Below are 23225 nucleotides of genomic sequence, written 5' to 3' on the forward strand. Positions count from 1 at the left end.
AATTCTCCTTTTTGATTATCAGACATATGTGCTATGACATTGACTTCCTGGCTTATTAATTTCCTATGCTCCAAGGATTCTCTGGTAAGCCTTCTTCACCGGAACATACAGAATCGCAATTCCTACTACTGTAAATCCTGCATTGATGATCGTAGCCGGGATAGATGTGATCTCTGCCGCCAACGCTGCACTCCAGGAACTTCCAAGAACAACCAGTTCAACTGTTGACCAGATAAAGTCTACGATAATGTTCGTAATGCCGTAGATAGCCGCACAGAGGACTGCATAACCATATTCCTTCTTCGCATCTCCCTGAGCTTTTTTCTTCAGAGACTGAAAGATCATGCCCACAAGCAGACATTTGATAATTGTGCTGACGAATACATTCGGGATTGCCTGAATATAACCGTTCAATACATCAAAGACGAGAAGTCCGAGAACTCCTGCCACAGTTGAAAGCTTAGGTCCAAGCATTAATACTGCAAGCATTACGAAAATGTGTCCGAAATGCAGAAATGGTGTTCCGACAGCCGCCGGAAGCGGAATACGGAAAGACTGGATTCCCAGATAAATAATAGCTGCAAAAAATGCAGTCATTACGATTTTCTTTGTGCTGATACTTTCGTTTTTCATATTTTGTAAATCTCCTGTTTGTTATCTCTTATGTTGAGTATTCAAGTCGAACATCCGTGAGACTTGTAAGTGAATTTTCCCAACATACCGCCTTATTATATCAGCGCCCTGGTCTGTTAGATATATCCAGTTTTAAAATATTTATACAAGCCAGTTTTATAGTTATATAACAAAACAAGTAAAAGCAACACAGAAAAAAAACGTCCCCCGGGGAAATCCCCGGAGAACGTTTTCTTTCAACTTATATTCTTAATGTCATCCATATATGAATGACAAAAGTATTACAGAAGTCCTCCGATAGAAAGGAACAGTGGAGCGAATACAAGTGATACAACTGTCATAAGTTTGATCAGAATGTTGATAGACGGACCTGATGTATCCTTGAACGGATCTCCTACAGTATCTCCAACAACGGCTGCCTTATGAGCCTCACTACCTTTTCCGCCGTGGTTTCCTTCTTCGATATACTTCTTAGCGTTATCCCATGCACCACCTGCATTTGACATGAAGATCGCCATAAGAACTCCTGTTACGAGGGATCCTGAAAGAAGTCCGCCAAGAGCGTCAACTCCAAGAAGAACACCTACTACTACAGGAACGATAACCGCCATCAAACCTGGAAGAAGCATCTCGTGAAGTGCTGCTGTTGTAGAAATAGCAACGCATGACTTGTAGTCAGGTTTCTCTTCACCTTTCATGATGCCTGGTTTCTCACGGAACTGACGTCTAACTTCCTCGATCATTGAATATGCAGCCTTAGATACAGACTCCATAGTGAATGCTGAGAAGAGGAATGTAAGCATACCACCGATAAAGATACCGATGATTACTTTGTAGTCAAGAAGGTTGATGGATTTCAGACCTACTGTCTCTGCATAAGATACGAACAGCGCAAGAGCTGTAAGTGCTGCAGAACCGATAGCAAATCCTTTACCCATAGCTGCTGTTGTATTACCTACAGAGTCAAGCTTGTCTGTAATGTCACGAACGGACTCATCAAGACCGGACATCTCTGCGATACCACCAGCGTTGTCTGCGATCGGACCATATGCATCAACTGCAACAGTGATTCCTGTTGTAGAAAGCATACCAACTGCTGCAAGAGCAATTCCATACAGACCAAATACATTATAAGAAACAAAAATACCTACACAGATCAGAAGCAGCGGGATAGCTGTTGATTTCATACCAACTGCAAGACCACTGATGATTGTTGTAGCTGCACCTGTCTCAGACTGCTCTCCGATTCCTTTAACCGGTTTGTAATCTGCTGATGTGTAGTACTCTGTGATGTTACCAATGATAACACCAACAATCAGACCAGCGATAACTGCGATTGCTGCGTTCATGTTTCCGAAAAGCACCCAGCTAAGTGCTAAAGAAGCAATGATTACGATTGCTGAAGAAGCATAGCTTCCTTTTGTAAGAGCTTTCTGAGGATTTGTGTTCTCTCCGCCTCTTACGAAGAATGTTCCAAGGATAGAAGCGATCAGACCACATCCTGCGATTGCAAGTGGGAATAATACTCCTGAAACTTCGCTTACTGCAACACCAAGTGTCAGTGCTGAGATCAGAGATCCACAGTAAGACTCGAAAAGGTCAGCTCCCATACCTGCTACGTCACCTACGTTATCTCCAACGTTGTCAGCAATAACAGCCGGGTTACGCGGATCATCTTCCGGGATACCTGCTTCTACTTTACCTACAAGGTCAGCTCCAACGTCTGCTGCCTTTGTATAGATACCACCACCAACACGTGCAAACAATGCGATGGAAGAAGCACCAAGGCTGAATCCGAATAATACATCTACATTCTTAGTTACGATGTACACAAGGCTGACACCAAGTGCACCAAGTCCAGCAACACACATACCCATAACGGCACCACCTGAAAATGCGATGGAAAGAGCTTTGTTCATTCCGCTCTCTTTAGCTGCGTTAGCTGTTCTGACATTTGCCTTAGTAGCAACTGTCATTCCGCAGTAACCTGCGATTGTTGAGAACAGAGCACCTACTACGAAGCAAACTGCTGTTACCCAGTTACCTACTCCTAATCCGATCAGTACGAAAAGTACTACTACGAATACAATAAGGATCTTGTACTCTGCTGTCAGGAAAGCACGTGCACCATCTGCGATTGCACCGGCAATTTCCTTCATTCTTTCTGTTCCGGCATCCTGTCTGCTAACCTTTGCTGCAAGATATGCTGCAAAAAGAAGAGCAATGACAGCTGCAACTGGAACCAGATACATATAATTGTTCATTCTTAATTTTCCCTCCTGAATTTCAATATCATATGTTTGTATTACACTATATCACATTTTTTTAGCTTTTTAAAGAAAAATTTTATATTTATTTAACTCTCTTTACATAAAATAGTATTTTTTTCACATTTTTCTTTTCAAATTATATGATAATCTAAAAAATTTTTAGGTAATTTTTACCATCCTGTGTTGTTTTTTACGCTGTTACTTCTTATTAAATATAGTAGTATATAAGATTTCAATCTTATTTATAAAAAAAATTATTCAAAAAATCGTTCAATAATCATAAAAAATAATCTCCGGAAAAACAGTCTTTACTGCTTTTGGGAGATTATTTTTTTTATCAAGTATTATTCTACATCTTTCAATGCTTCGAGATCTTCTTCTCCTGTACGTACTTTTACTACTTTCTGCACGTTGTATACAAAGATCTTACCATCACCGACATGTCCTGTATACAGTGTCTTGGATGCTGTTTCGATGACTTTCTCAACCGGAATATTTCCAACGATAACTTCTACTTTTACCTTTGGAAGAACGGTTACGTCCATCTCAACTCCACGATATTTCTCGCCGGCACCTTTCTGGATACCGCATCCCATAACCTGGGTAACTGTCATTCCTGTAACACCAAGATTGTTCAACGCTGATTTCAGCCTGTCATACTTAGAAAGCTTTGCGATAATAACTACTTTATGCATTCCTGTATCTGCATCTACCGGTCCGGCTACAGGTACAGCTGCTGCTCTCTGGATTGGAGATGCTGCGTCATAATCTGCTACACCAAGATCTGTGTTTTCATTTTCATTCATTGCACCTTCCGTAATATCCATGATGCTGAATCCTGCATATGCTGATGCAAGACCATGCTCCTTGGAATCCAGACCAACAATCTCTTCTTCCTCTGAAACACGAAGTCCAATTGTCATATCGATTACTTTGAAGATAATTGTCATTGTTACAACTGTCCAAGCAAGAACTGTTACTACACCAAGAAGCTGTGTTCCGAGAAGTCCGAATCCACCGCCGTAGAACAGACCTTTCAGTGTGCTTTCCGGCGCATTTGTTGTTGCAAAAAGACCAACTGCGATTGTTCCCCAAATACCATTACAACAATGAACTGCTACGGCACCAACCGGGTCATCTACATGCACTACATTATCACAGAACCAAACGCCAAATACTACGAGAACTCCTGCAACTGCTCCAATGATCAGTGCTCCTAATCCATCTGTCACATCACAAGGTGCTGTGATTGCTACCAGACCTGCGAGGGATGCATTCAGACACATAGACACATCTGGTTTTCCATAACGAAGCCATGTGAAGATCATACATACAACGGTTGCTGTTGCCGGTGCGATTGTTGTTGTCATAAAGATAGATGCAAGCTGTGGGCCTGTTGTTGCTGCCGCACCGTTGAATCCATACCATCCAAACCAGAGGATGAAACATCCAAGAGCACCTATTACGAGGTTATGTCCTGGAAATGCGTGGACTTTTGTTACTTTTCCATTCTTATCTCTTGAGAATTTACCAATTCTGGCTCCTTCCATTGCAGCTCCGATAAATGCTGTTACTCCACCTACCATGTGGATTGCACAAGATCCTGCAAAATCATGGAAGCCAAGCTGTGAAAGCCATCCGCCTCCCCAGATCCAGTGTGCTTCGATCGGATACACAACTGCGGAGATCATTGCGGAATAAATACAATAGGAAAGAAACTTTGTTCTTTCTGCCATAGCTCCTGATACGATTGTTGCTGCTGTCGCACAGAAAACCAAGTTGAATACAAAATTAGACCAGTCAAAGTTTGCATAATCCGTAAAGATTCCAAGTGTTGGAACTCCTACCAGTCCGCCAAGTGCATCTTCCCCGAGTAACAATCCAAATCCAAGGAAAATAAACACGATTGTTCCAATACAAAAATCCATCAGATTCTTCATGATAATGTTACCGGCATTCTTTGCTCTGGTGAATCCTGTCTCTACCATAGCGAATCCTGCCTGCATAAAGAATACAAATGCAGCTCCGATCAGGAACCAGATGCCGAACACTTCTGTTCCGACTGTGTCTGTAATCTGAGTAATAATTTCTTGTGTCATACTACTTCCTCCTCATACCTAGAAACTAAAAAGACATATCTCACAGCTTCGTTGAACCATCCCCCTGAATCAGTTCTTGCTGTAAGACACGCCTTTGTGTCATTGAGACTTGCTGCTGTTCGCGGCAAATCTATAGGTACCATATTTTATTAAAAGAAAAAGGCACTCTGAGATCTGTTTCTCAAAGCGCCTTTGCTTTTATGTCACGTAGTTTACTCCTCGAGCCCAATATTGTCAACCTATATTTTTACTTTTCGTAAATTTTCTGATTTTTTATGCTTTTCATGCATTTTTTTATATATTTTCACAAAACAGAGTGCACTCTTGCAATATAAACCACCATCTGCTAAAATTTATCTTATGAATCAAGAGCAATCCGCTCTTTTCAATAATTGTAACTATTTCAAGCATATTAAATTATAAGGAGGACTCTAAAATGAGCAAAATTGATGAAATCAGAAGCGCTATGGTCGCTGCAATGAAGGCAGGAGACAAAGAACGAAAAGCCGCACTTTCCTTTCTGCTCTCCTCTCTGAAGAATAAAGCTATCGACAAACGTGCCGACCTGACAGAAGAGGAAGAAGGACAGGTAATCTTAAAAGAAATCAAACAGTTAAAAGAAACAATTGATATGACACCTGAAGATCGTACAGATCTGATTGAAGAGGCTCAGAAGCGTCTTGCTGTTCTTGAAGAATATGCACCAAAGATGATGAGCGAAGATGAGATCAAAGCAGTGATCACATCCGTTCTTGCAGATCTTGGTATCGATGCTCCTACAGCAAAGGATAAAGGTAAGATCATGAAAGAACTCATGCCGAAGGTAAAAGGCAAAGCTGATGGTAAAGAAGTCAATCAGATTCTTGCCGGCATGATGAAATAAATACAGATTCCAGAATAAAGACGTAGCAAAGAGGGTGTCGCACTAAACGACACCCTCTTAATTTTTGTTAATTATTTCATTTTTTCTGCTTATTTTGTTATCTGTTTTCCCACTTATGATAAATCGCCTCAAGTGCATCTACCGCACCATCGATTCCAAGAAGACTTGAATTCAGCAGAATTGCATTCGCTTCAATACTGCCCCACTTACGGTCTGTTCTACCTTCATAATACAGGCGTCTCTCTCTGTCAATCTTCTTAATCTTATCTACAGCCTCTTTCTCGGAAAGCTTATAGATATCCATGATTCGATTGATTCTATCATCCTTATAAGCATAGATAAATGTATTCACAACATTTGAATAATCCCCAAGAACATAATCTGCGCAGCGTCCCACGAAGATTCCAGGTCCACGTTCTGCCAGCTTGCGGATGATTGCTGACTGCGTCTCAAAAACTTTGTCACTCAATGGCTTCTCGGCCTCAGGACTAAGCATAAATGTTGTGTAATCACCCATTCCAATATAATAGCTTGATAACACATTTCCCAGTCTCATCTCATCTACTCTTCCAGCATCTTCGTTCGAAATTCCAAGATCTCTTGCTGCCATTCGAATCAGATTGTGATCGTAAAGAGGAATGTTCAGTCTCTCTGCCAGTCTGTTTCCTACTTCATGACCGCCACTTCCGAACTGTCTTCCAATTGTAATAATTGTGTGATTCATCATAAGCAAGTCCTCCTTTTTCTGATAATTCTATTCTATCACTCTTTGAATTAAGAAAAAAGACTTTCTTCCTGTTTTCCGCTAACAATTTTGTAATACTGTTTCGAAGTCACCATGTAGACAATGATATAGAATAATGCAAATACTAAATAGGAGCACACTGTCACCAGAATCAGGAATTTTCTGTCAGAAAAAGCAAGCAGATGCACCATTTTTTCTATCATTGGAAATGCAAATGCCGTATGAATTCCGGCAGCCACAAGAGGCAGGAAGAATACTGTCATTACCTGAGAATTGATCGTCTGACGCACTTCTTTCTGTGTCATCCCCACTTTCATCAGAATCTGGAATCTGTCCTGATCCTCATAGCCTTCTGTAATCTGTTTATAATAAATGATCAGCACCATTCCAAGAATGAATACGACTCCAAGAAGGATTCCAAGGAAGAACAGACCGCCGTACAAAGCCTGGTAATCAGCTCTTGATGCGGCTCTGCTGTCTGTAGAAGCTCCAAAAAATAGGGTATCTGATTCCTCTGATTCCTGTTCAGCCAATGCATTGATTTTCTTGTCAATCTCGTTTTGAATCTGGATCTGCTCTTCATCTCCACAGGACAGATCAAAATTGTAGTACCATTTCTCATAAGAACCATTGACACCGTAAACGGAAACATTTCCTTCTTCCAAAGCTTTTATATCTTCCAGTCCGGAAACCACCAGATAGAAGCTGCTGTTCATATTTGCCATATTATTTCCATTTGAAATCATTTTATCCAAATGTCCTTTAATCCTCCATGTCCCGGAATTCTCCACCGTGATCTGATCATAGGGGAAATCGGAATCTTTCGCATACAGATACGCTTCCCCGGGAGCAAGCTCCAGATTCGTCCCCATGATCCGATTATACGCTTCCAACGGCAGAGCATAGAACATTTTTAAATGATCAAATGTATTCACTTCATTGACTCCCGGAGCATTCTCCGGATTAAAATAGATTTCATTTTTTGAAACAATTCCACTGACTGTAAGCATCCGGTAATTCTCCGGATTCTCCGCGGTCTGGTTATTTTCTTTCAAAACCTTCTGTACAAGCTCTATAATCTGTCCATTCTGATTCTCTTTCATTTCTTCCGTCTGCTCCGGTTTCGTGTACATCTCAATCTGGACAGATTTCGGATATCGAAGATTCAAGCCATGTTCCATACTCAGATACAGGCTGGTTGTAGAAGATACCATAACCAGAACCATTGTGGACAGAATACAAATAGACGCTAATCCTGCCCCATTTCGTTTCATACGGTAAATCATGGATGAAAGTGAAATAAAATGATTTGTTTTATAATAATATCCTTTCTTTTTCTGCATTATTTTACAAAATGTGACCGAGCCGGCAATAAATAACAGATACGTTGCAAGGATTACCAGCACGACGGCAACCATAAACCAGATCATCGCTACAAGCGGATCTTTGATTGTCAGGGATAAATAATAAGCCACACCAAGCAGAAGCAACCCGAGTACTGCAAAGATCCAGTTTGCCTTCGGAGGTTTCTCTCCTGTCTTTTCACTTTTTAAAAGTTCTACAGGTTTTAACCGATAGACGGACACGATCATCCGAAGCATGATTAATGCAAAAATGACCAGGAATAACAGTGCCGTAGCCACAAGTGCCGGAACACTGATTTTCATAGAAAGTCCGGCATTACTTCCAAGTATCTTCGCTGCCAGAAGTTCCCCTAATTTAGAGAACAGGATTCCTCCCACGATTCCTCCTGCAATCGTCAGAACACTGATGATCAGATTCTCAAGAACCATGATTTTTACAAGGTCAATTTTTCCCATTCCAAGGATGTGATACAACCCAAACTCTCTCTGTCGTCTGCGGATCAGAAATGAATTTGTGTAATACAGAAGGATCAGAGAAAAGATTGAGATCACACCAGAACCAAATCCAAGGATCATCTGCATAGTATCCCCACCTTTGATCTTGGCAAACTGCGGACTCACTGCAAGATAATCGATCAGATAGAACATCATAACCATACAGATACAAGTGATCAGATAAGGAAGATACAGCTTCTTATTTTTCTTAATTCCATTGACGGAAAGTTTCAGATAAAGTCCACTTTTCATTGTCTCTCACCACCTGTCGCAAGCATTGTAAGTGTCGCTGAGATATTCTGATAGAACTGTTCATCTGTCTGTTCGCCTTTATATACCTGGTGGAAAACTTCTCCGTCTTTAATAAATAACACTCTCCCGGCCTTGCTCGCTGCTTTGACAGAATGTGTTACCATAAGGATCGTCTGTCCCGATTGATTGATCCGCTCAAATACCCCGAGCAATTCATCCGTTGATTTCGAATCGAGTGCCCCGGTCGGCTCATCCGCCAGGATCAGTCTCGGATCTGTGATCAGCGCTCTCGCCACTGCTGCACGCTGCTTCTGTCCTCCTGATACTTCATACGGATACTTCTCTAGAAGTCCTGCAATTCCAAGTTCTTTCACGATTGGCATCATCCTGACATTCATTTTCCTGTAATCAACTCCCTGCAGTACCAATGGCAGTAAGATATTGTCCTTTAGATTAAATGTATCCAAAAGATTGAAATCCTGAAATACAAACCCAAGATGATCTCTCCTGAACTTGGACAGATCCTTCTCACGGATTGCTGATAACGGTTTTCCATCCAGATAAACTTCCCCTTCGGTTGGTTTATCCAATGCTGCCAGCATGTTCAGTAATGTCGTCTTCCCCGAACCACTCTCTCCCATGATTGCTACATATTCGCCCTCTTCTACTGAGAATGTCACCTTAGAGAGTGCCTGTACCTGATTACCGCCAAAACGGGGACGGTATATTTTTTTCAAATTTTCTACTTCCAAAACTGTCATTTCTTACGACCTCCTCTTCTTTCTTTCAACATCCTCAGTATAGCAATACAGCCAGAATGCCGACATTGATTTCTGTGACATTCCAGCTGTCTGATGTGACAAATTTGTCACTTGTTTCTCTCTGTGTGATTTAGTGTTTTACTCTGATCTCAATGGATACTCTGCCAAATCAATCGTAAAACTGCTGCCTTCCCCCAACTTTGACTCAACTGTAATCTGATGCCCAAGTTTCTTTGCCGCCATCTGACTCAGATACAGACCGATTCCCGTTGATTTCCGTTCCATTCTTCCATTATATCCCGTATATCCTTTTTCAAAGATTCTCGGCAGATCCTCCGGTGCAATCCCCATTCCGGTATCTGTAACTGTCAATTTCTTTTCTTCACTGACAATAATCGTCACAGTTCCTTTCAGTGTATATTTCACCACATTGGACAACAACTGTTCAATGATAAACGAAAGCCATTTCTCATCCGTCAAAACAATCTGATCTGTCCCTTCATAGATCAGACGGATTCTCCTTCGAATAAACTGTCCTGCATATTTACGGATCGATTTTCTTACAATTTCATCCAAAGGATACTGTGCGATTACCAGATCCTTCGTGCCACTGTCAAGACGCACATACCCAAGTGCCATCTCCACATACTGCTCCACCCGGAACAGTTCAGCTTTCAGATTCTGATTCGTCTCAGTATCTTCCTGCTGGAGTAATACATTCATCACAGCGATCGGTGCCTTGATCTGATGCACCCAGGTTGCATAATAGTCCTCCATGTCCTGACCGGACTTCTCCCATCTGGCATGTTCTTTTCTTTGCTGTTGCTCTTCTTTTCTGATCAGCTCCTGATATCCTGACTCAATTCCATCTTGTGCCACCGGAAGTGAATCCTCATAAGGTCCTTCTCCTTGCAGCAAATGTTCCAGCTTCTGCCCGGTTTTCTTATACCGCAAATATCCACAGAGAAGAAAAAGTAATCCAAATGCCAGACACAACACTGTCGGATAAACCGCTGCCTTCAGATTAATCTCTTCCAGCACAAAAATCAGAAAAAAGATTCCCACACACAGCAAACTCCACAGAAGCACAAAGCGGATTCTTTTCAAATATTGTAAAAACATTTTTACTCCTTCTCGATGATATATCCACCGCCGACTTTCGTCTTGATAAAGCCTTCCAGTCCCGCTTTTTCCAGCTTTTTCCGAAGTCTTCCGACATTGACTGTCAATGTATTCTCTTCGATATAATTGTCTGTCTCCCACAGCTTTGTCATCAGCGTGTCTCTGCTGACCACGCGTCCTTTATTCTCCATCAATGTCTGTAAGATACGAAATTCATTCTTTGTCAACTCAATCTTTTCTCCATTATAGGTCATTGTTGTATCATAGAGGTTCAGGATTGCTCCTCTATGTTCCAGCATCGGCACTTTTCCTGACAAATCATACGTTCTTCTCAGCAGAGCCTGAATCTTCGCTGTCAGTACACTTAAGTCAAACGGTTTTGCCACAAAGTCATCTCCGCCCATATTCATCGCCATGATAATATTCATATTATCCGCTGCTGAAGAGATAAAGATCACTGGAACGCTCGATATCTTACGGATCTCGCTGCACCAGTGATATCCATTATAAAAAGGAAGCGTGATATCCAAAAGCACCAGATGTGGACCATACTCTGCAAATGTCTCAAGAACCTTTGCAAAATCTTCCACATAACGTGCTTCATTTCCCCACGCTTCCATCTCTTTTTTAATTGCCCCTGCCATCACAAGGTCATCTTCTATGATTAGAATCTTATACATTCTGCGGATTCCCCTTTCGCTCTTATCCACTACTATATATCATAGTATACAGTATTTCAAGAGCACACGGTCATACCGTATCCGGCGAGATAACCCGCTGGATATGGATTGCAAGAAATCCGATTTCTTCTTTTGCGACCGGTTGTTTCAGCTGTCTGGACATATAGTCACACACTCTCTTCGCCGCCTCTCCGGTCCTTGGGTAATTCTGAAAAATGAACTCATTAAAGTCTGCATTCGTCCCTTCACCCTTACGTGTTCTCAGAATCATATAATACATATGACTCATCAGACGTGTACATCCAAGTGAGCCGCTCTCCAGCTTCTGATCGAATTCCTGTTCAATCATGGCAATCCCTTCATTTACAATCCTGGTCGCATCCAGAGTCTGGGATACTGCCTCATCAGAAAGGCCTGCATGGATATGTAGCGTAATGAATCCGACTTCATCCTCTGAGATTTCATATCCTGTCAGCTGCTGTATAATTTCCCGCCCTTTCAGGGCCACTTGATACTCCTCTCCAAACAACACACGGATATCCGGTGTAAATGGATTCGGAAGCTGGCGGTTCTCCTTCGCTCTCTTCGCTGCAAGCGCAATATGATCTGCCAACGGAAGTAGCATCTCATGATTGATCTTCTGAAACACGTTCTCTGCTTCTTCAATGATCTTTCCTGTTGCCTCAATAAACTCCGGGCGGATTCCATTGACTGTTTTCAGAACAGACTCTTGCTTTCTTCTTGTGACAAGGGAATATACTTTGGCTCCGGGAAGTTTCTCGATCTGTTCTGTAGGTTTCTTTCCAAATCCCACACCGTTTCCGAGAAGGATCATCTCCTTCCCTGTCTCAACATGATATACAAGAATCCCATTATTATTCAGAACTTTAATGACTCGATACATCCCCCCGGAGCCTCTCTTTCTTTCTCTTAATTCAAGCTTACGATTTCTGCTGTCTTCTCAAGCTTCTCTACTTTTCCGCTCTTAGACATTCTTATCTCTTCACCTTCCTGAAGACTTGTAAATACAACCATACATTCATCGGATTTTGCATGCTCTTGGATATATTTTATATCAAAACCTATCAGTTTGTCACCCTTTTTTACTCGGTCTCCGTCATTTACAAAAGTTTCGAATCCTTTTCCATCCAGATTTACAGTATCCACGCCAATGTGAAGCAGATATTCGGTTCCGTCATCACTAGTCAGACCAACTGCATGTTTTGATGGGAAGATAAAAGATACAGTTGCATCTTCCGGCGCATAAGCCATTCCCTCTTCCGGGCGAACCAGATAACCGTCTCCCATCATTTTCCCTGCAAATGCTTCGTCACACGCTTCTTCGATCGGTGCTGCCACTCCTGTGAATGGATAGCAAAGCTCTTTCTTTACAGTTCCGGCTGCAACAGTTTTGTTCTCATCTTTCTTCGCTTCATCTTTTGTTTCTGCACATTTATTCGTTTCTTCTGCGCTGTTTTCGTTTTCTTCCGGAAGATATTCCACATCCGGAGCTTTCTCCAGATAATCTTCCAGATTGGATTTAATCACAGAAACAGCCGGTCCGTAGATTACCTGGATTCCCTGTCCTTTTCTTACGATTCCGGATGGGGATGTCATTCTTAAGACATCTTCATTTACCAGTTCCGGCTTTACTACCGTACAACGAAGTCTTGTCGCACAGCAGTCTACATCAGAAATGTTTTTCTTTCCACCAAGTCCTCTTGTGATCAGTGCGCTCTTCTGATCTTCCGGTGTCATTTCATTTTCAGAATCTGCATCATTTCCATCTACTTTTGCTTTATAATCAGCTTTTGTATACAGCTTCGTTTCCGCATCATCATCTTCTCTTCCCGGTGTCTTCAGATTCAGCTTCAGAATCAAAGTACGGAAGATGATATAATATAAGAAGAAATAAATAATTCCAACCGGGATGATTCTGATCCAGCTTGTCTTAGCATTTCCCTGAAGGATACCGAAAAGGAACAGATCAATAAATCCACCGGAAAATGTAAGTCCTACTGCAATATTTAACATATGTGCGATCATATAAGCTGATCCGGCAAGGATCACCTGTACCGCAAAAAGGATCGGTGCTACAAACAGGAATGAGAATTCCAGTGGCTCTGTGATTCCGGTCATCATACATGCAAGTGCTGCAGAAAGCAGAAGTCCGCCTGCCTGTTTCTTCTTCTCCGGTTTTGCACACTGATACATTGCAAGTGCCGCACCCGGAAGACCAAAGATCATGAAAATAAATTCACCGGAAAAATATCTTGTCGCATCCGCACTGAAATGTACTGTGGATGGATCTGCAAGCTGCGCAAAGAAGATGTTCTGACCGCCCTGTACAAGCTGTCCCGCAACTTCCATTGTTCCTCCAACCGCTGTCTGCCAGAATGGAAGATAGAATACATGGTGAAGTCCAAATGGAATCAACGCTCTCTTAATAATACCAAAGATCAATGTTCCAATATAGCCTGTTCCTGTTACAAGTCCGCCGAGTGCATAGATTCCATTCTGAACGGTTGGCCATACAAAATAGAGTACGATTCCGACAGCCACATAAGTCAATGTTGAAATAATCGGAACAAATCTTGATCCACTGAAGAATGACAGTGCATTCGGAAGCTGGATTTTGTAAAACTTATTATGAAGTGCTGCTACTCCAAGTCCAACGATAATACCGCCAAATACACCCATCTGTAATGTCTGGATTCCGCAGACACTTGTCACAGTTCCTTCCAGAACTCCGGCTCCAAGTGTTCCGTCTGCAAGAAGATCTCCACGGATCAGAAGCATGGCATTCATTGTTGCATTCATTACAAAGAAAGAGATCATTGCCGCAAGTGCCGCAACTTCCTTCTCTTTCTTCGCCATACCGATTGCTACACCGACAGCAAAAATGATCGGCAGGTTATCAAAAATAATACTTCCCGCTTTGCTCATAATTGTGAGCAGGGAATTCAGAATTGTCCCCTCGCCTAAAATTGCCTGAAGATGATATGTCTCAATCATCGTTGCATTTGTAAATGAACTTCCTACTCCAAGCAGAAGTCCTGCTACCGGAAGAATTGCGATTGGAAGCATAAAACTTCTTCCGATTCTCTGCAATACTCCAAAAATCTTGTCTTTCATCTGTAATCCTCCTCGTATAAAATTTCTCATAGAGTTAGCGCAACAAAAAAAGCATAAACTAATCCTCAATAACTAAATCCACCTTATCTGGTGAACTTATTAAGGATAGTTTATGCCTGCTTTACCAGTAACACTCTATCGTGCGCTTTTCTCTTTTAACCACGTATAGTATAACCATACTCACTTCCAACAGTCAATCTGTAATATTCAACAATATTTATCCTGTTTTTTTGTTGAATATGTTACTTAGTGATTATTTTAGTAAATTAAAGTTTTTCTTTTGATTTAAATTAACTTCTCTTCATTTTACGCTTCTGGCTTTTGCTTATTTGCTTTTGTAATATCCAGACGTACATTCACACCAAATGGATTGATTGCAACTCCCTTTGCATCCGGAATCAGTATCTCCGGAATCTTATCCGCCGGGATTGCTGCTGTCTTCATCTTCTTGCCCTGTGCAAATCTGGTAAATTCTATCATATCTGTAAAGATCGGCTGATACAGACTTCCGTCCGGCTGTCTCAGAAGTGGAACCTGATTATCTTCCTGAACTCCTACGATAAAGGTTCCTTTCTTATAATGCGCCATCATCTCTTCCTGAAGTTCCTTCACATTCTCCGGCATCTCCGATCCGATATTGCGGTGCATCTCCTGCATCAGATACATTGCTGTCAGATGAAGCTCCGGATTCTCGATCAGTTTCTTTCCGTCAGGCAGTTCTTCCTTATTCTTACGAACTACAAGCTGTTCCAGCTGAACCCTGATCTCCTCCTCTGTACCAACATTCACTGCCAGTGCATTCACGCCCATTGTATACAGGTTTGTAAAAAATCCAAGTCTGACATTCTTTTCAATCTTGGCAATTCCTACATGATAACGATCTTCTGCAAGCGTCTTTGCCTTTTCCTTTGCAGACTCTTCCTGATAATATACCAGAACCTCGTCATCAAATGTCTCTTCATCACAGAGGACAAACGGCATCTTCGTCACACCTGACATGATCACATAAATCTCTTCGAGATTTCGCAGATTCACCAATACCTGCTTCATCTCTGTACTGACAATTACTTTATTCTCATCCATCTCTTTGTTTTCCTTTCTGGTTGCTTTTCTTTACATTACAGTAGTGCAATGAAATGAGGTATAAATATAATACCCCCTATGATCACAGCCATGATTGCCGTAAAAAGCACTGCACCAGCTGCCGTATCCTTCGCGATCTTAGCAAGTGGCTTTCTCTCCTCTGTCACAAGATCGACAACAGCTTCCACTGCCGTATTCACAAGTTCCAGTGAGATCACCATTCCAAAAAGGAGAAGACAGATACACCATTCCATCGGTGTTAATCCTACAAAGGTTCCAACTGCTGTTACAAGAATCACTGCAAGGCAATGAATCTTCATATTCCTCTCTTTTGAAATCCCTGTCCAGATTCCTTCAAAGGCATAGCCAAAGCTTTTGAATAAAGGCTGTTTTCGATTCTTCATTCGTATTCTCCTTTCGGATTCGTATCATAGATCAAGCAACAAATCTAATTTCTATGATACCACATCTGACTCCTTATCAAAAGAGGTATTTTCCTATTATTATCAAAAGAATACTCGGATTTCGAATCGCATATCCTTTTCACTTATTTACAAGCTTCAACCATACTCTTTACATATTCTGCAACATACGGCACGCAGTCTTTTCCGTATTTCTCACACAACTTAACGATTGCACTTCCAACGATCGCACCGTCTGCGTTCTGACACATCTTCGCCGCCTGCTCTGGAGTGGAGATTCCGAATCCAACCGCACATGGAATATCATTTTCCTCTTTTACAAGCTTCACCATTGCTCCGATATCCGTCGTGATCGAGGATCTTGTTCCTGTTACACCAAGTGAAGAAACACAATATACGAATCCCGATGCTTCTTTTGCAATCATCCGGATTCGGTCATGAGAAGTCGGTGCAATCAATGAGATCAGATCGATTCCGTACTTTTTGCACACGATGTCAAATTCTTCTTTCTCTTCAAATGGAACATCCGGAAGAATCAGACCATCCATTCCGACATTTTTCGCTTTCTCAAGAAATCTTTCTGTTCCGTAAGAGAACACAACATTTGCATATGTCATAAAAACAAGTGGAATCTGTGTATTCTGACGGATTTCTTTTACCATATCGAAGATCTTATCTGTAGTCACGCCTCCTGTCAGCGCACGCAGGTTTGCGCCCTGAATGACCGGTCCTTCTGCTGTCGGATCGGAAAATGGGATTCCAAGCTCGATCAACGCCGCCCCTGCTTTCTCCATCTCATAGACAATCTGTTTCGTTGTCTCAAGATCCGGGTCACCACATGTGACAAATGGTATAAATGCTTTCTTCCCTTTAAATGCTTCCTGTATTCTACTCATGAAGATCCTCCCCTCTGTAACGTGCGATTGCTGCACAGTCCTTATCTCCGCGTCCTGAAATATTAATTACAATAATCTGGTCTTTTCCCATTGTCGGCGCAAGCTTTCTTGCATATGCAACTGCATGCGCACTCTCGATCGCCGGAATGATTCCTTCTAATTTAGAAAGGTACTCAAATGCATCGACTGCCTCATCATCAGTGATTGCTACATATTCTGCTCTTCCCTTATCATAAAGATCTGCATGCTCTGGTCCGATTCCCGGATAATCCAGTCCGGCTGAGATTGAGTAAACCGGTGCGATCTGTCCGTACTCATCCTGACAGAAATAAGATTTCATTCCGTGGAAGATTCCAAGCTTACCAGTCGCGATCGTTGCAGCTGTCTCTGCTGTATTCACGCCGCGTCCTGCCGCCTCGCATCCGATCAGGCGCACGCCTTCATCTTCAATGAAATTATAAAATGCACCGATCGCATTGGATCCTCCGCCGACACAGGCAAGCACTGCATCCGGGAGTTTTCCTTCTTTTTCAAGGATCTGCTCCTTGATCTCTTTAGATATAACTGCCTGAAAATCACGCACGATCTGCGGAAATGGATGCGGTCCCATACAGGATCCGAGTACATAATGTGTGTCATCAATTCTTCTTGTCCACTCACGCATCGTCTCCGAAACAGCATCTTTCAAAGTACCAGTTCCACTTGTAACCGCGTGTACCTGTGCTCCGAGAAGACGCATTCTGTATACATTCAGTGCCTGACGCTCTGTATCTTCTTTTCCCATGAAGACTTCACATTCCATTCCCATCAGAGCCGCTGCTGTCGCTGTTGCAACTCCATGCTGTCCTGCACCGGTCTCAGCGATCACTCTTGTCTTTCCCATCTTCTTCGCAAGAAGAACCTGACCTAACACGTTGTTGATCTTATGGGCACCTGTGTGATTGAGGTCTTCTCGTTTCAGATAAATTTTCGCCCCGCCAAGATCTTCTGTCATACGTGCTGCATAGTATAAAAGAGACGGTCTGCCTGCATATTCATTTAATAATGTATTCAGTTCGTCATTAAATTCTTTGTCATTTTTATAGTAGTTGTACGCCTTTTCCAATTCGATCACTGCATTCATCAGTGTCTCCGGAATGTACTGTCCACCATGGATTCCGTATCTTCCTTTTGTCATGGTTGTCTCTCCTTCTTTCTTGTTTCTATTGTTTTGGTAAATTTATTCATTTACTTGTATACTCTTTTGTTTTTCAAAAAATGTTTACTGCTTTCAAAATTTCTCACAGTTTTCACAGCTTGAAGAATTTTCTCACGATCTTTCTTTCCATCTGTCTCCACTGCACTGCTCAGGTCAATTCCCCAAGGATGTATTCGCTGTATTGCCTCCGGTATGTTCTCCGGATTCAGTCCTCCTGCGAGGAAATACGGCCGCTTTGTCCAGCCTTCCAAAAGACTCCAATCAAATGTCTCGCCAGTTCCGCCTTTTCCGTGATCGAGAAGAATCAGATCTGCACTGCTCGCTGCCGCCGCATCAAGATCTTTTTTCTCCTGAATCGAAAATGCTTTCATCACCGGATGGTCTGTCAGACTTTTCAACTTCTTTATATATGCCTCATCTTCCTGCCCGTGAAGCTGAGCGATCTGAATGGTTCCTTCATTTAATAATTGTGCGACCTCGCCACAGTCTTTATCGACAAATACTCCGACCGGGCAAATCTGCGATTCAAGATTTTGAACCAGTTCACGAACTTTCGAAATGGATACATTTCTCCGGCTCTTTGGCACATCGATGATAAATCCGCAATAATCCGGTTTTGCCTCATTTATATAGGTAATATCTTCCGGGCGGCTTAATCCGCAGATCTTAATCTTGGGCATGTTCATTTTTTCTTGTCTCATACTATATCTTCCGCTAATTCATATCTAGCTGCCTTCCTGTCTGCTGCTTCAACTCCATCAGTGCTGCTTTCCGATCAGATTTTCTCATCAGAAGTTCTCCGATCAGTACCGCATCGGTTCCATTTTCATAAAGTGCTTTCATATCTTCCACTCCGCGGATACCGCTCTCAGATACGAAAACTGTTTCCGAACTGACCATTTCTCTTAGCCGAATGCTATTCTTGATATCCACTGTGAAATCTTTCAGATTCCGGTTATTTACACCGATAATCTTTGCACCGATCTTCTGTGCTCTTAAGATTTCTTCTTCGTTATGTGTTTCTACCAAAGCAGATAGTCCGAGTTCGTCTGCCAACTGATGATACGCTTTTAACCTGCCATCTTCTAATACCGAACAGATCAGAAGTACTGCCGAGGCTCCCATTGCTTTCGCCTGATAAATCATGTATTCATCACAGGTGAAATCTTTTCTGAGTATCGGAATGGATACATTTTGCACAATTTCTTTCAGATACGCATCACTGCCCCGGAACCAAAACGGTTCTGTCAGACAGGAGATTGCTGCCGCGCCGCCTGCTTCATAGTCTCTGGCGATCTCTACATATGGAAAATCCGGTGCGATCAATCCTTTGGAAGGTGACGCTTTCTTTGCCTCGCAGATAAAGGATAATCCGTCTGCCCGAAGTGCCTGTTCGAATACTGGGATTTGATCTTTAATTCCTTTTTCTTCCGCCTGCCTTCGAACCTCTTCTAATGGAACTATTTTCTTTTCTTCTTCGATCCGCTCTTTCGTGCGCTCGGTAATTTTCTCGAGTATATTCATACTATTTGTTCCTCTTTTTCTTTCAAGTTGCTTCTTCCATTCTCCCCTGCATAGCCGGGGATCAGACTTTTTATTTATTACTTTCTTCTTTAAACTGCTCCAGCTTCTTCAGTGCAAGTCCTTCGTCAATGATCTGTTCTGCTTTTCTTACACCTGCTTCGATCGAATCTGCTTTTCCTGCAAGATAGATTGCTGCTCCTGCATTCAGGCAAACAGCATTTCTCTTTGCTCCCAGCTCTTTTCCAGAAATGATATCCAATGTGATCTGTGCGTTTTCCTGAGGTGTTCCTCCTGTTAGTGCACCTTTTTCGCATCTCTCATAACCAAACTGCTCCGGTGTGATCTCATAGCTTGTAAATGTTCCGTCTTTAATCTCACAGACTGTAGTCGGTGCACACATGGAAATCTCATCTAACTTATCCTGTCCGTAAACGACCATTCCGCGGACGACTCCGAGATTCGCCATGACTCTTGCAAGTGGCTCTACAAGGCTTTCATCATAAACTCCCATCAGTTCCATGTTCGCTCCTGCCGGATTAGACAGTGGCCCAAGAATATTGAATACGGTACAGATACCAAGTTCTTTACGGATCGGTCCGACATATTTCATCGCAATATGATAATTCTGTGCAAATAAGAAACAGATCTGAATGTCTTTGAGAAGCTGAGTGCTGCGCTCCGGTGCGACATCGATCTTCACTCCAAGTGCTTCAAGTACATCTGCCGCACCGGACTTAGAAGATGCTGCACGGTTACCATGCTTTGCGACCGGGATTCCTGCTGCCGCAATCACAAAGGAGGATGTTGTTGAAATGTTAAATGAATTTGCTCCGTCTCCCCCTGTTCCTACGATTTCCAGCACATCCATGTCATGCAAAAGCTTGATGCAGTGTGCACGCATTCCCGCTGCTGATGCTGTGATCTCATCGATTGTCTCACCTTTCATGGAAAGTGCTGTCAGATATGCTGACTTCTGAACATCCGATGCCTTTCCTTCCATAATCTCATTCATTACTTCTTCTGCTTCTGTATAGATGAGATTTTCTTTCTTTGATAATTTTATAATTGCTTCTTTTATCATTTCTTAATTCTCCTTCAATGCTTTTGCATAGTTAATAAAATTCTCTATCATCTGAAGTCCCTGCGGTGTCATCACAGATTCCGGATGAAACTGTAACCCAAAGATTGGATATTCTCTGTGTTCCATCGCCATGATCTCGTTGTCCTCGCTTCGCGCTGTCACAATCAGTTCTTCCGGTAGTGTCTCTTCCTTAACTGCGAGTGAATGATATCTTGCCACCTGGATTGGAAGTGTCAGATTCTGAAACAGAACACTGTCTGTCTTTACATCTTTCAGCTGTGATGTCTTCCCGTGCATCAGCTGTCCGGCGTGACCTACCGTTGCTCCGAATGCTTCCGCCATCGCCTGATGTCCGAGACAAACGCCGAGCATCGGGATTTTTCCTTTCAGCTTCTGAATTGCTTCGATACAGATTCCGGCATCAGAAGGTTTGCCCGGCCCCGGTGAGATCACCAGTGCCTCCGGTGCAAGTTCCAGAATCTCTTCCGGTGTGATCTGGTCATTTCGAACAACCTTTACTTCTGAATTCGTCTGATCTTTTTGTATGCCGCTTATTTCTGATTCTACTCCTGCGATAAACTGATATAGGTTATAGGTAAAGCTGTCATAATTGTCAAGTAATAGTATCATTCCAATCCTCCTTTCGCAGTTTCCACTGCCTGAAGTACTGCCCCTGCCTTATTTAAACACTCCTGGAATTCATTTTCCGGGATACTGTCTGCTACGATTCCGGCTCCTGACTGTACACGAATGTATCCATTTTTCTTATAAGCAAGACGGATGGAAATGCATGTATCTACATTTCCTGCAAAATCGAGATAGCCGACTGCTCCTCCGTAGATACCTCTCTTCTCCTGTTCAAGTTCTGCGATAATCTCACATGCGCGGATCTTCGGTGCTCCGGAAAGCGTTCCTGCCGGGAGAATCGCATCTACTACGTCCAGCGCATCCTTATCTTTCCGAATCTTGCCTGTTACTGTGGAACCAATATGCATTACATGGGAATATCTCTGGATTTCCATATATTTATCAACTTTAACTGTTCCCGGCTGGCTGATCTTGCCGACATCATTTCGCCCAAGATCTACAAGCATGTTGTGCTCTGCAAGCTCTTTCTCGTCTGCAAGTAGCTCTTTCTCCAATTCCTGATCTTCCTCTTCGGTCACTCCTCGCTTCCTTGTACCAGCAAGAGGAAAAGTGCACACCTGTCCGTTTTCTAACTTCGCCAGCGTTTCCGGTGAAGCCCCTGCCACTTCAATATCATCACTTGAAAAGTAGAACATATACGGAGATGGATTCGAGGTTCGAAGCACCCGGTAGGTATCAAAAAGACTTCCTTTTGCCTTCGCTGTCAGCGGATTGGATAACACGACCTGGAAAATATCACCTTCATAAATGTATTCCTTAGCTTTCTCAACCATCTTGCAATAATCTTCTTTATCCACTCCCGGATGGAACGCTTCTTCTAAAACCAGTGGTCGGAAATCTGCCTGCGCCCCGCTTCGGATCAATCGTTCCATCTCTTCTAATTCCTGCTTCGCGTTCGCATAATTTTCTTCCAGATCACCTTCCAGCTTCACGCCTGTAATCAGGATCAGCTTCTGTCTGTAATTGTCAAATACGATGACACGGTCAAATAACATCAAGTCCGCATCCCGGAAATCTCTTACTGCCGTTTTTGCTGCTGTCTTTCCTGTAGTCTCATTCTTCTCTTCCAGAACCGGCTTCAATGTCGGTTCTGCATATTTGATGTAGTCATAAGAAAAATATCCAACAAGCCCTCCTGTAAATGGCGGAAGTCCCGGAACAACCGGACTTTTATATGCTTCGAGAATTTCTCTTAGAACCTTTCCCGGATGGTCGGTTAAAACTTCCCGGATGGTCTTATCCTCATCTTCATGCCCTTCGCTGATGATCACACGCCCATCGGTACAAGTGATCTCCATCGTTGGTGCATATCCAAGGAAGGAATATCTTCCCCACTGCTGTCTGTCCTCCGCACTTTCCAGCAGATAGCAATGCTTGCTTGCCGCCCGCAGCGTCCGCATCACACTAATCGGCGTAAATGCATCTGCATACAGCTCTTTGCTGATCGGAACTCGCTTGTATCTGCCTTGTTCAGCGTAGGATCTGATTTGTTCTAATGTCTTGTCCATGTGTATTCCTCCTTGAAGTTATGCTGCAAAATAAATTTCTCTTTTATCCCGATAGGAAATATATGTTTATGGTAGAAAAAAAGTCCCTGACAGAATATTCCTATTCTGTCAAGGACGGTAAATCTAAATCTTTTCCGCGGTGCCACCTTGATTCACGGGTACACTCCCCTGCGCTCTGTAAGATACTAACATATCTCCGGCAACTGACGTATGCCCACACGTCACAGAGTACTCGGATTCTCAAATCCTTTGACTGTGCCCTCAGCGGTCCATTTGGCAACCTGCATCTCGATCCGGCTCTCAGCTTCCCGGACTCTCTGTGCGCGCATAATTACTTTGATCTCCGCTTCATCGGTTTAAAGCGTTATTCCATTTGCTAGGAGTTTATCACTTTAAAGCGATAGTGTCAATGCACTATTTTAATCT

At 42.6% G+C, this 23225-nt stretch carries 20 protein-coding genes; 1 reads left to right on the forward strand and 19 read right to left on the reverse strand.

All coding sequences use genetic code 11. The features are described 5' to 3' along the window. Positions 1-63: 63 nt before the first annotated feature. The 3 genes from ACZ47Z_RS11385 to ACZ47Z_RS11395 all read right to left on the reverse strand — a co-directional run bounded on the left by ACZ47Z_RS11385 (position 64) and on the right by ACZ47Z_RS11395 (position 5002). Entirely contained in the window at positions 64-633 is a 570-nt protein-coding gene (locus tag ACZ47Z_RS11385) for an ECF transporter S component (protein WP_020435840.1), read from the reverse strand. Positions 634-914: 281 nt separating this feature from the next. Further along, positions 915-2897, reverse strand: coding sequence for a sodium-translocating pyrophosphatase (locus tag ACZ47Z_RS11390; RefSeq protein ID WP_015528101.1), 1983 nt, complete (start codon positions 2895-2897; stop codon positions 915-917). 350 nt (positions 2898-3247) lie between these two features. After that, the gene (locus ACZ47Z_RS11395; protein ID WP_305067613.1) at positions 3248-5002 is read right to left on the reverse strand and encodes an ammonium transporter; all 1755 of its coding nucleotides are present in this window, start codon (positions 5000-5002) and stop codon (positions 3248-3250) included. 436 nt (positions 5003-5438) lie between these two features. Here ACZ47Z_RS11395 and ACZ47Z_RS11400 point away from each other — a divergent pair, with 436 nt between their 5' ends. Next, complete coding sequence (locus tag ACZ47Z_RS11400; protein ID WP_015528103.1) at positions 5439-5885, forward strand: GatB/YqeY domain-containing protein; 447 nt, start codon at positions 5439-5441, stop codon at positions 5883-5885. Between the two features lie 97 nt (positions 5886-5982). Here the strand turns inward: ACZ47Z_RS11400 and ACZ47Z_RS11405 are convergent, their stop codons facing one another. The 16 genes from ACZ47Z_RS11405 to trpE form a co-directional block, all read right to left on the reverse strand. Continuing rightward, positions 5983-6612, reverse strand: a complete 630-nt coding sequence (locus tag ACZ47Z_RS11405; RefSeq protein WP_226866134.1) for a cytidylate kinase-like family protein — start codon at positions 6610-6612, stop codon at positions 5983-5985. A gap of 47 nt (positions 6613-6659) precedes the next feature. Beyond that, entirely contained in the window at positions 6660-8741 is a 2082-nt protein-coding gene (locus ACZ47Z_RS11410; protein WP_464525587.1) for an ABC transporter permease, read from the reverse strand. Then, a complete protein-coding gene (locus ACZ47Z_RS11415; RefSeq protein WP_015528106.1) occupies positions 8738-9502 on the reverse strand; it encodes an ABC transporter ATP-binding protein in 765 nt (254 codons plus the stop codon). The genes ACZ47Z_RS11410 and ACZ47Z_RS11415 overlap by 4 nt, the downstream gene beginning before the upstream one ends. 138 nt (positions 9503-9640) lie before the next feature. Further along, positions 9641-10624 (reverse strand): sensor histidine kinase, encoded by a 984-nt coding sequence (locus ACZ47Z_RS11420; protein ID WP_464525588.1) that lies wholly within the window; start codon positions 10622-10624, stop codon positions 9641-9643. A 2-nt stretch (positions 10625-10626) separates the two neighbouring features. Beyond that, positions 10627-11304, reverse strand: a complete 678-nt coding sequence (locus ACZ47Z_RS11425; RefSeq protein WP_054753843.1) for a response regulator transcription factor — start codon at positions 11302-11304, stop codon at positions 10627-10629. Between the two features lie 70 nt (positions 11305-11374). Then, on the reverse strand, positions 11375-12208 hold the full coding sequence (locus tag ACZ47Z_RS11430) for a PRD domain-containing protein (protein WP_054753840.1): 834 nt from the start codon (positions 12206-12208) through the stop codon (positions 11375-11377). 26 nt (positions 12209-12234) lie between these two features. Continuing rightward, positions 12235-14439: a PTS sugar transporter subunit IIABC gene (locus ACZ47Z_RS11435; protein WP_464525589.1), complete on the reverse strand. Its 2205-nt coding sequence runs from the start codon at positions 14437-14439 to the stop codon at positions 12235-12237. 306 nt (positions 14440-14745) lie between these two features. Then, on the reverse strand, positions 14746-15522 hold the full coding sequence (locus ACZ47Z_RS11440; RefSeq protein ID WP_464525590.1) for an SseB family protein: 777 nt from the start codon (positions 15520-15522) through the stop codon (positions 14746-14748). Between the two features lie 35 nt (positions 15523-15557). Then, the gene (locus tag ACZ47Z_RS11445) at positions 15558-15926 is read right to left on the reverse strand and encodes a diacylglycerol kinase family protein (protein WP_117916149.1); all 369 of its coding nucleotides are present in this window, start codon (positions 15924-15926) and stop codon (positions 15558-15560) included. 143 nt (positions 15927-16069) lie between these two features. Next, the gene (gene trpA / locus ACZ47Z_RS11450) at positions 16070-16840 is read right to left on the reverse strand and encodes a tryptophan synthase subunit alpha (RefSeq protein ID WP_464525591.1); all 771 of its coding nucleotides are present in this window, start codon (positions 16838-16840) and stop codon (positions 16070-16072) included. Further along, positions 16833-18017, reverse strand: a complete 1185-nt coding sequence (gene trpB / locus ACZ47Z_RS11455; protein ID WP_015528114.1) for a tryptophan synthase subunit beta — start codon at positions 18015-18017, stop codon at positions 16833-16835. Before trpB ends, trpA begins: the two co-directional genes overlap by 8 nt. A gap of 50 nt (positions 18018-18067) precedes the next feature. Then, positions 18068-18739, reverse strand: coding sequence for a phosphoribosylanthranilate isomerase (locus tag ACZ47Z_RS11460; RefSeq protein ID WP_181968188.1), 672 nt, complete (start codon positions 18737-18739; stop codon positions 18068-18070). A 13-nt stretch (positions 18740-18752) separates the two neighbouring features. Continuing rightward, positions 18753-19562 carry an indole-3-glycerol phosphate synthase TrpC gene (trpC, locus tag ACZ47Z_RS11465; RefSeq protein ID WP_054753829.1) on the reverse strand — a complete coding sequence of 270 codons (810 nt, stop codon included), beginning with the start codon at positions 19560-19562 and terminating at the stop codon, positions 18753-18755. A gap of 70 nt (positions 19563-19632) precedes the next feature. Then, entirely contained in the window at positions 19633-20643 is a 1011-nt protein-coding gene (gene trpD / locus ACZ47Z_RS11470) for an anthranilate phosphoribosyltransferase (RefSeq protein ID WP_117499132.1), read from the reverse strand. A gap of 3 nt (positions 20644-20646) precedes the next feature. Next, on the reverse strand, positions 20647-21273 hold the full coding sequence (locus tag ACZ47Z_RS11475; protein ID WP_117499134.1) for an anthranilate synthase component II: 627 nt from the start codon (positions 21271-21273) through the stop codon (positions 20647-20649). Then, complete coding sequence (trpE, locus tag ACZ47Z_RS11480; RefSeq protein ID WP_117499136.1) at positions 21270-22799, reverse strand: anthranilate synthase component I; 1530 nt, start codon at positions 22797-22799, stop codon at positions 21270-21272. Before trpE ends, ACZ47Z_RS11475 begins: the two co-directional genes overlap by 4 nt. Between the last annotated feature and the right edge of the window lie 426 nt (positions 22800-23225).

This window comes from Mediterraneibacter faecis (assembly GCF_055383675.1).

What these genes read in the sequence shown, in the direction of transcription:
- ACZ47Z_RS11420 (WP_464525588.1), bottom strand. Translation starts at nt 10,624, where the DNA reads ATGTTTTTACAATATTTGAAAAGAATCCGCTTTGTGCTTCTGTGGAGT.
- trpB (WP_015528114.1), bottom strand. Translation starts at nt 18,017, where the DNA reads ATGACAAAAGGAAGATACGGAATCCATGGTGGACAGTACATTCCGGAG.
- ACZ47Z_RS11385 (WP_020435840.1), bottom strand. Translation starts at nt 633, where the DNA reads ATGAAAAACGAAAGTATCAGCACAAAGAAAATCGTAATGACTGCATTT.
- trpC (WP_054753829.1), bottom strand. Translation starts at nt 19,562, where the DNA reads ATGAATATACTCGAGAAAATTACCGAGCGCACGAAAGAGCGGATCGAA.
- ACZ47Z_RS11445 (WP_117916149.1), bottom strand. Translation starts at nt 15,926, where the DNA reads ATGAAGAATCGAAAACAGCCTTTATTCAAAAGCTTTGGCTATGCCTTT.
- ACZ47Z_RS11430 (WP_054753840.1), bottom strand. Translation starts at nt 12,208, where the DNA reads ATGTATCGAGTCATTAAAGTTCTGAATAATAATGGGATTCTTGTATAT.
- ACZ47Z_RS11395 (WP_305067613.1), bottom strand. Translation starts at nt 5,002, where the DNA reads ATGACACAAGAAATTATTACTCAGATTACAGACACAGTCGGAACAGAA.
- ACZ47Z_RS11475 (WP_117499134.1), bottom strand. Translation starts at nt 21,273, where the DNA reads ATGATACTATTACTTGACAATTATGACAGCTTTACCTATAACCTATAT.
- ACZ47Z_RS11435 (WP_464525589.1), bottom strand. Translation starts at nt 14,439, where the DNA reads ATGAAAGACAAGATTTTTGGAGTATTGCAGAGAATCGGAAGAAGTTTT.
- ACZ47Z_RS11415 (WP_015528106.1), bottom strand. Translation starts at nt 9,502, where the DNA reads ATGACAGTTTTGGAAGTAGAAAATTTGAAAAAAATATACCGTCCCCGT.
- trpA (WP_464525591.1), bottom strand. Translation starts at nt 16,840, where the DNA reads ATGAGTAGAATACAGGAAGCATTTAAAGGGAAGAAAGCATTTATACCA.
- ACZ47Z_RS11400 (WP_015528103.1), top strand. Translation starts at nt 5,439, where the DNA reads ATGAGCAAAATTGATGAAATCAGAAGCGCTATGGTCGCTGCAATGAAG.
- ACZ47Z_RS11410 (WP_464525587.1), bottom strand. Translation starts at nt 8,741, where the DNA reads ATGAAAAGTGGACTTTATCTGAAACTTTCCGTCAATGGAATTAAGAAA.
- ACZ47Z_RS11390 (WP_015528101.1), bottom strand. Translation starts at nt 2,897, where the DNA reads ATGAACAATTATATGTATCTGGTTCCAGTTGCAGCTGTCATTGCTCTT.
- ACZ47Z_RS11460 (WP_181968188.1), bottom strand. Translation starts at nt 18,739, where the DNA reads ATGAGACAAGAAAAAATGAACATGCCCAAGATTAAGATCTGCGGATTA.
- trpD (WP_117499132.1), bottom strand. Translation starts at nt 20,643, where the DNA reads ATGATAAAAGAAGCAATTATAAAATTATCAAAGAAAGAAAATCTCATC.
- ACZ47Z_RS11425 (WP_054753843.1), bottom strand. Translation starts at nt 11,304, where the DNA reads ATGTATAAGATTCTAATCATAGAAGATGACCTTGTGATGGCAGGGGCA.
- trpE (WP_117499136.1), bottom strand. Translation starts at nt 22,799, where the DNA reads ATGGACAAGACATTAGAACAAATCAGATCCTACGCTGAACAAGGCAGA.
- ACZ47Z_RS11440 (WP_464525590.1), bottom strand. Translation starts at nt 15,522, where the DNA reads ATGGATGAGAATAAAGTAATTGTCAGTACAGAGATGAAGCAGGTATTG.
- ACZ47Z_RS11405 (WP_226866134.1), bottom strand. Translation starts at nt 6,612, where the DNA reads ATGATGAATCACACAATTATTACAATTGGAAGACAGTTCGGAAGTGGC.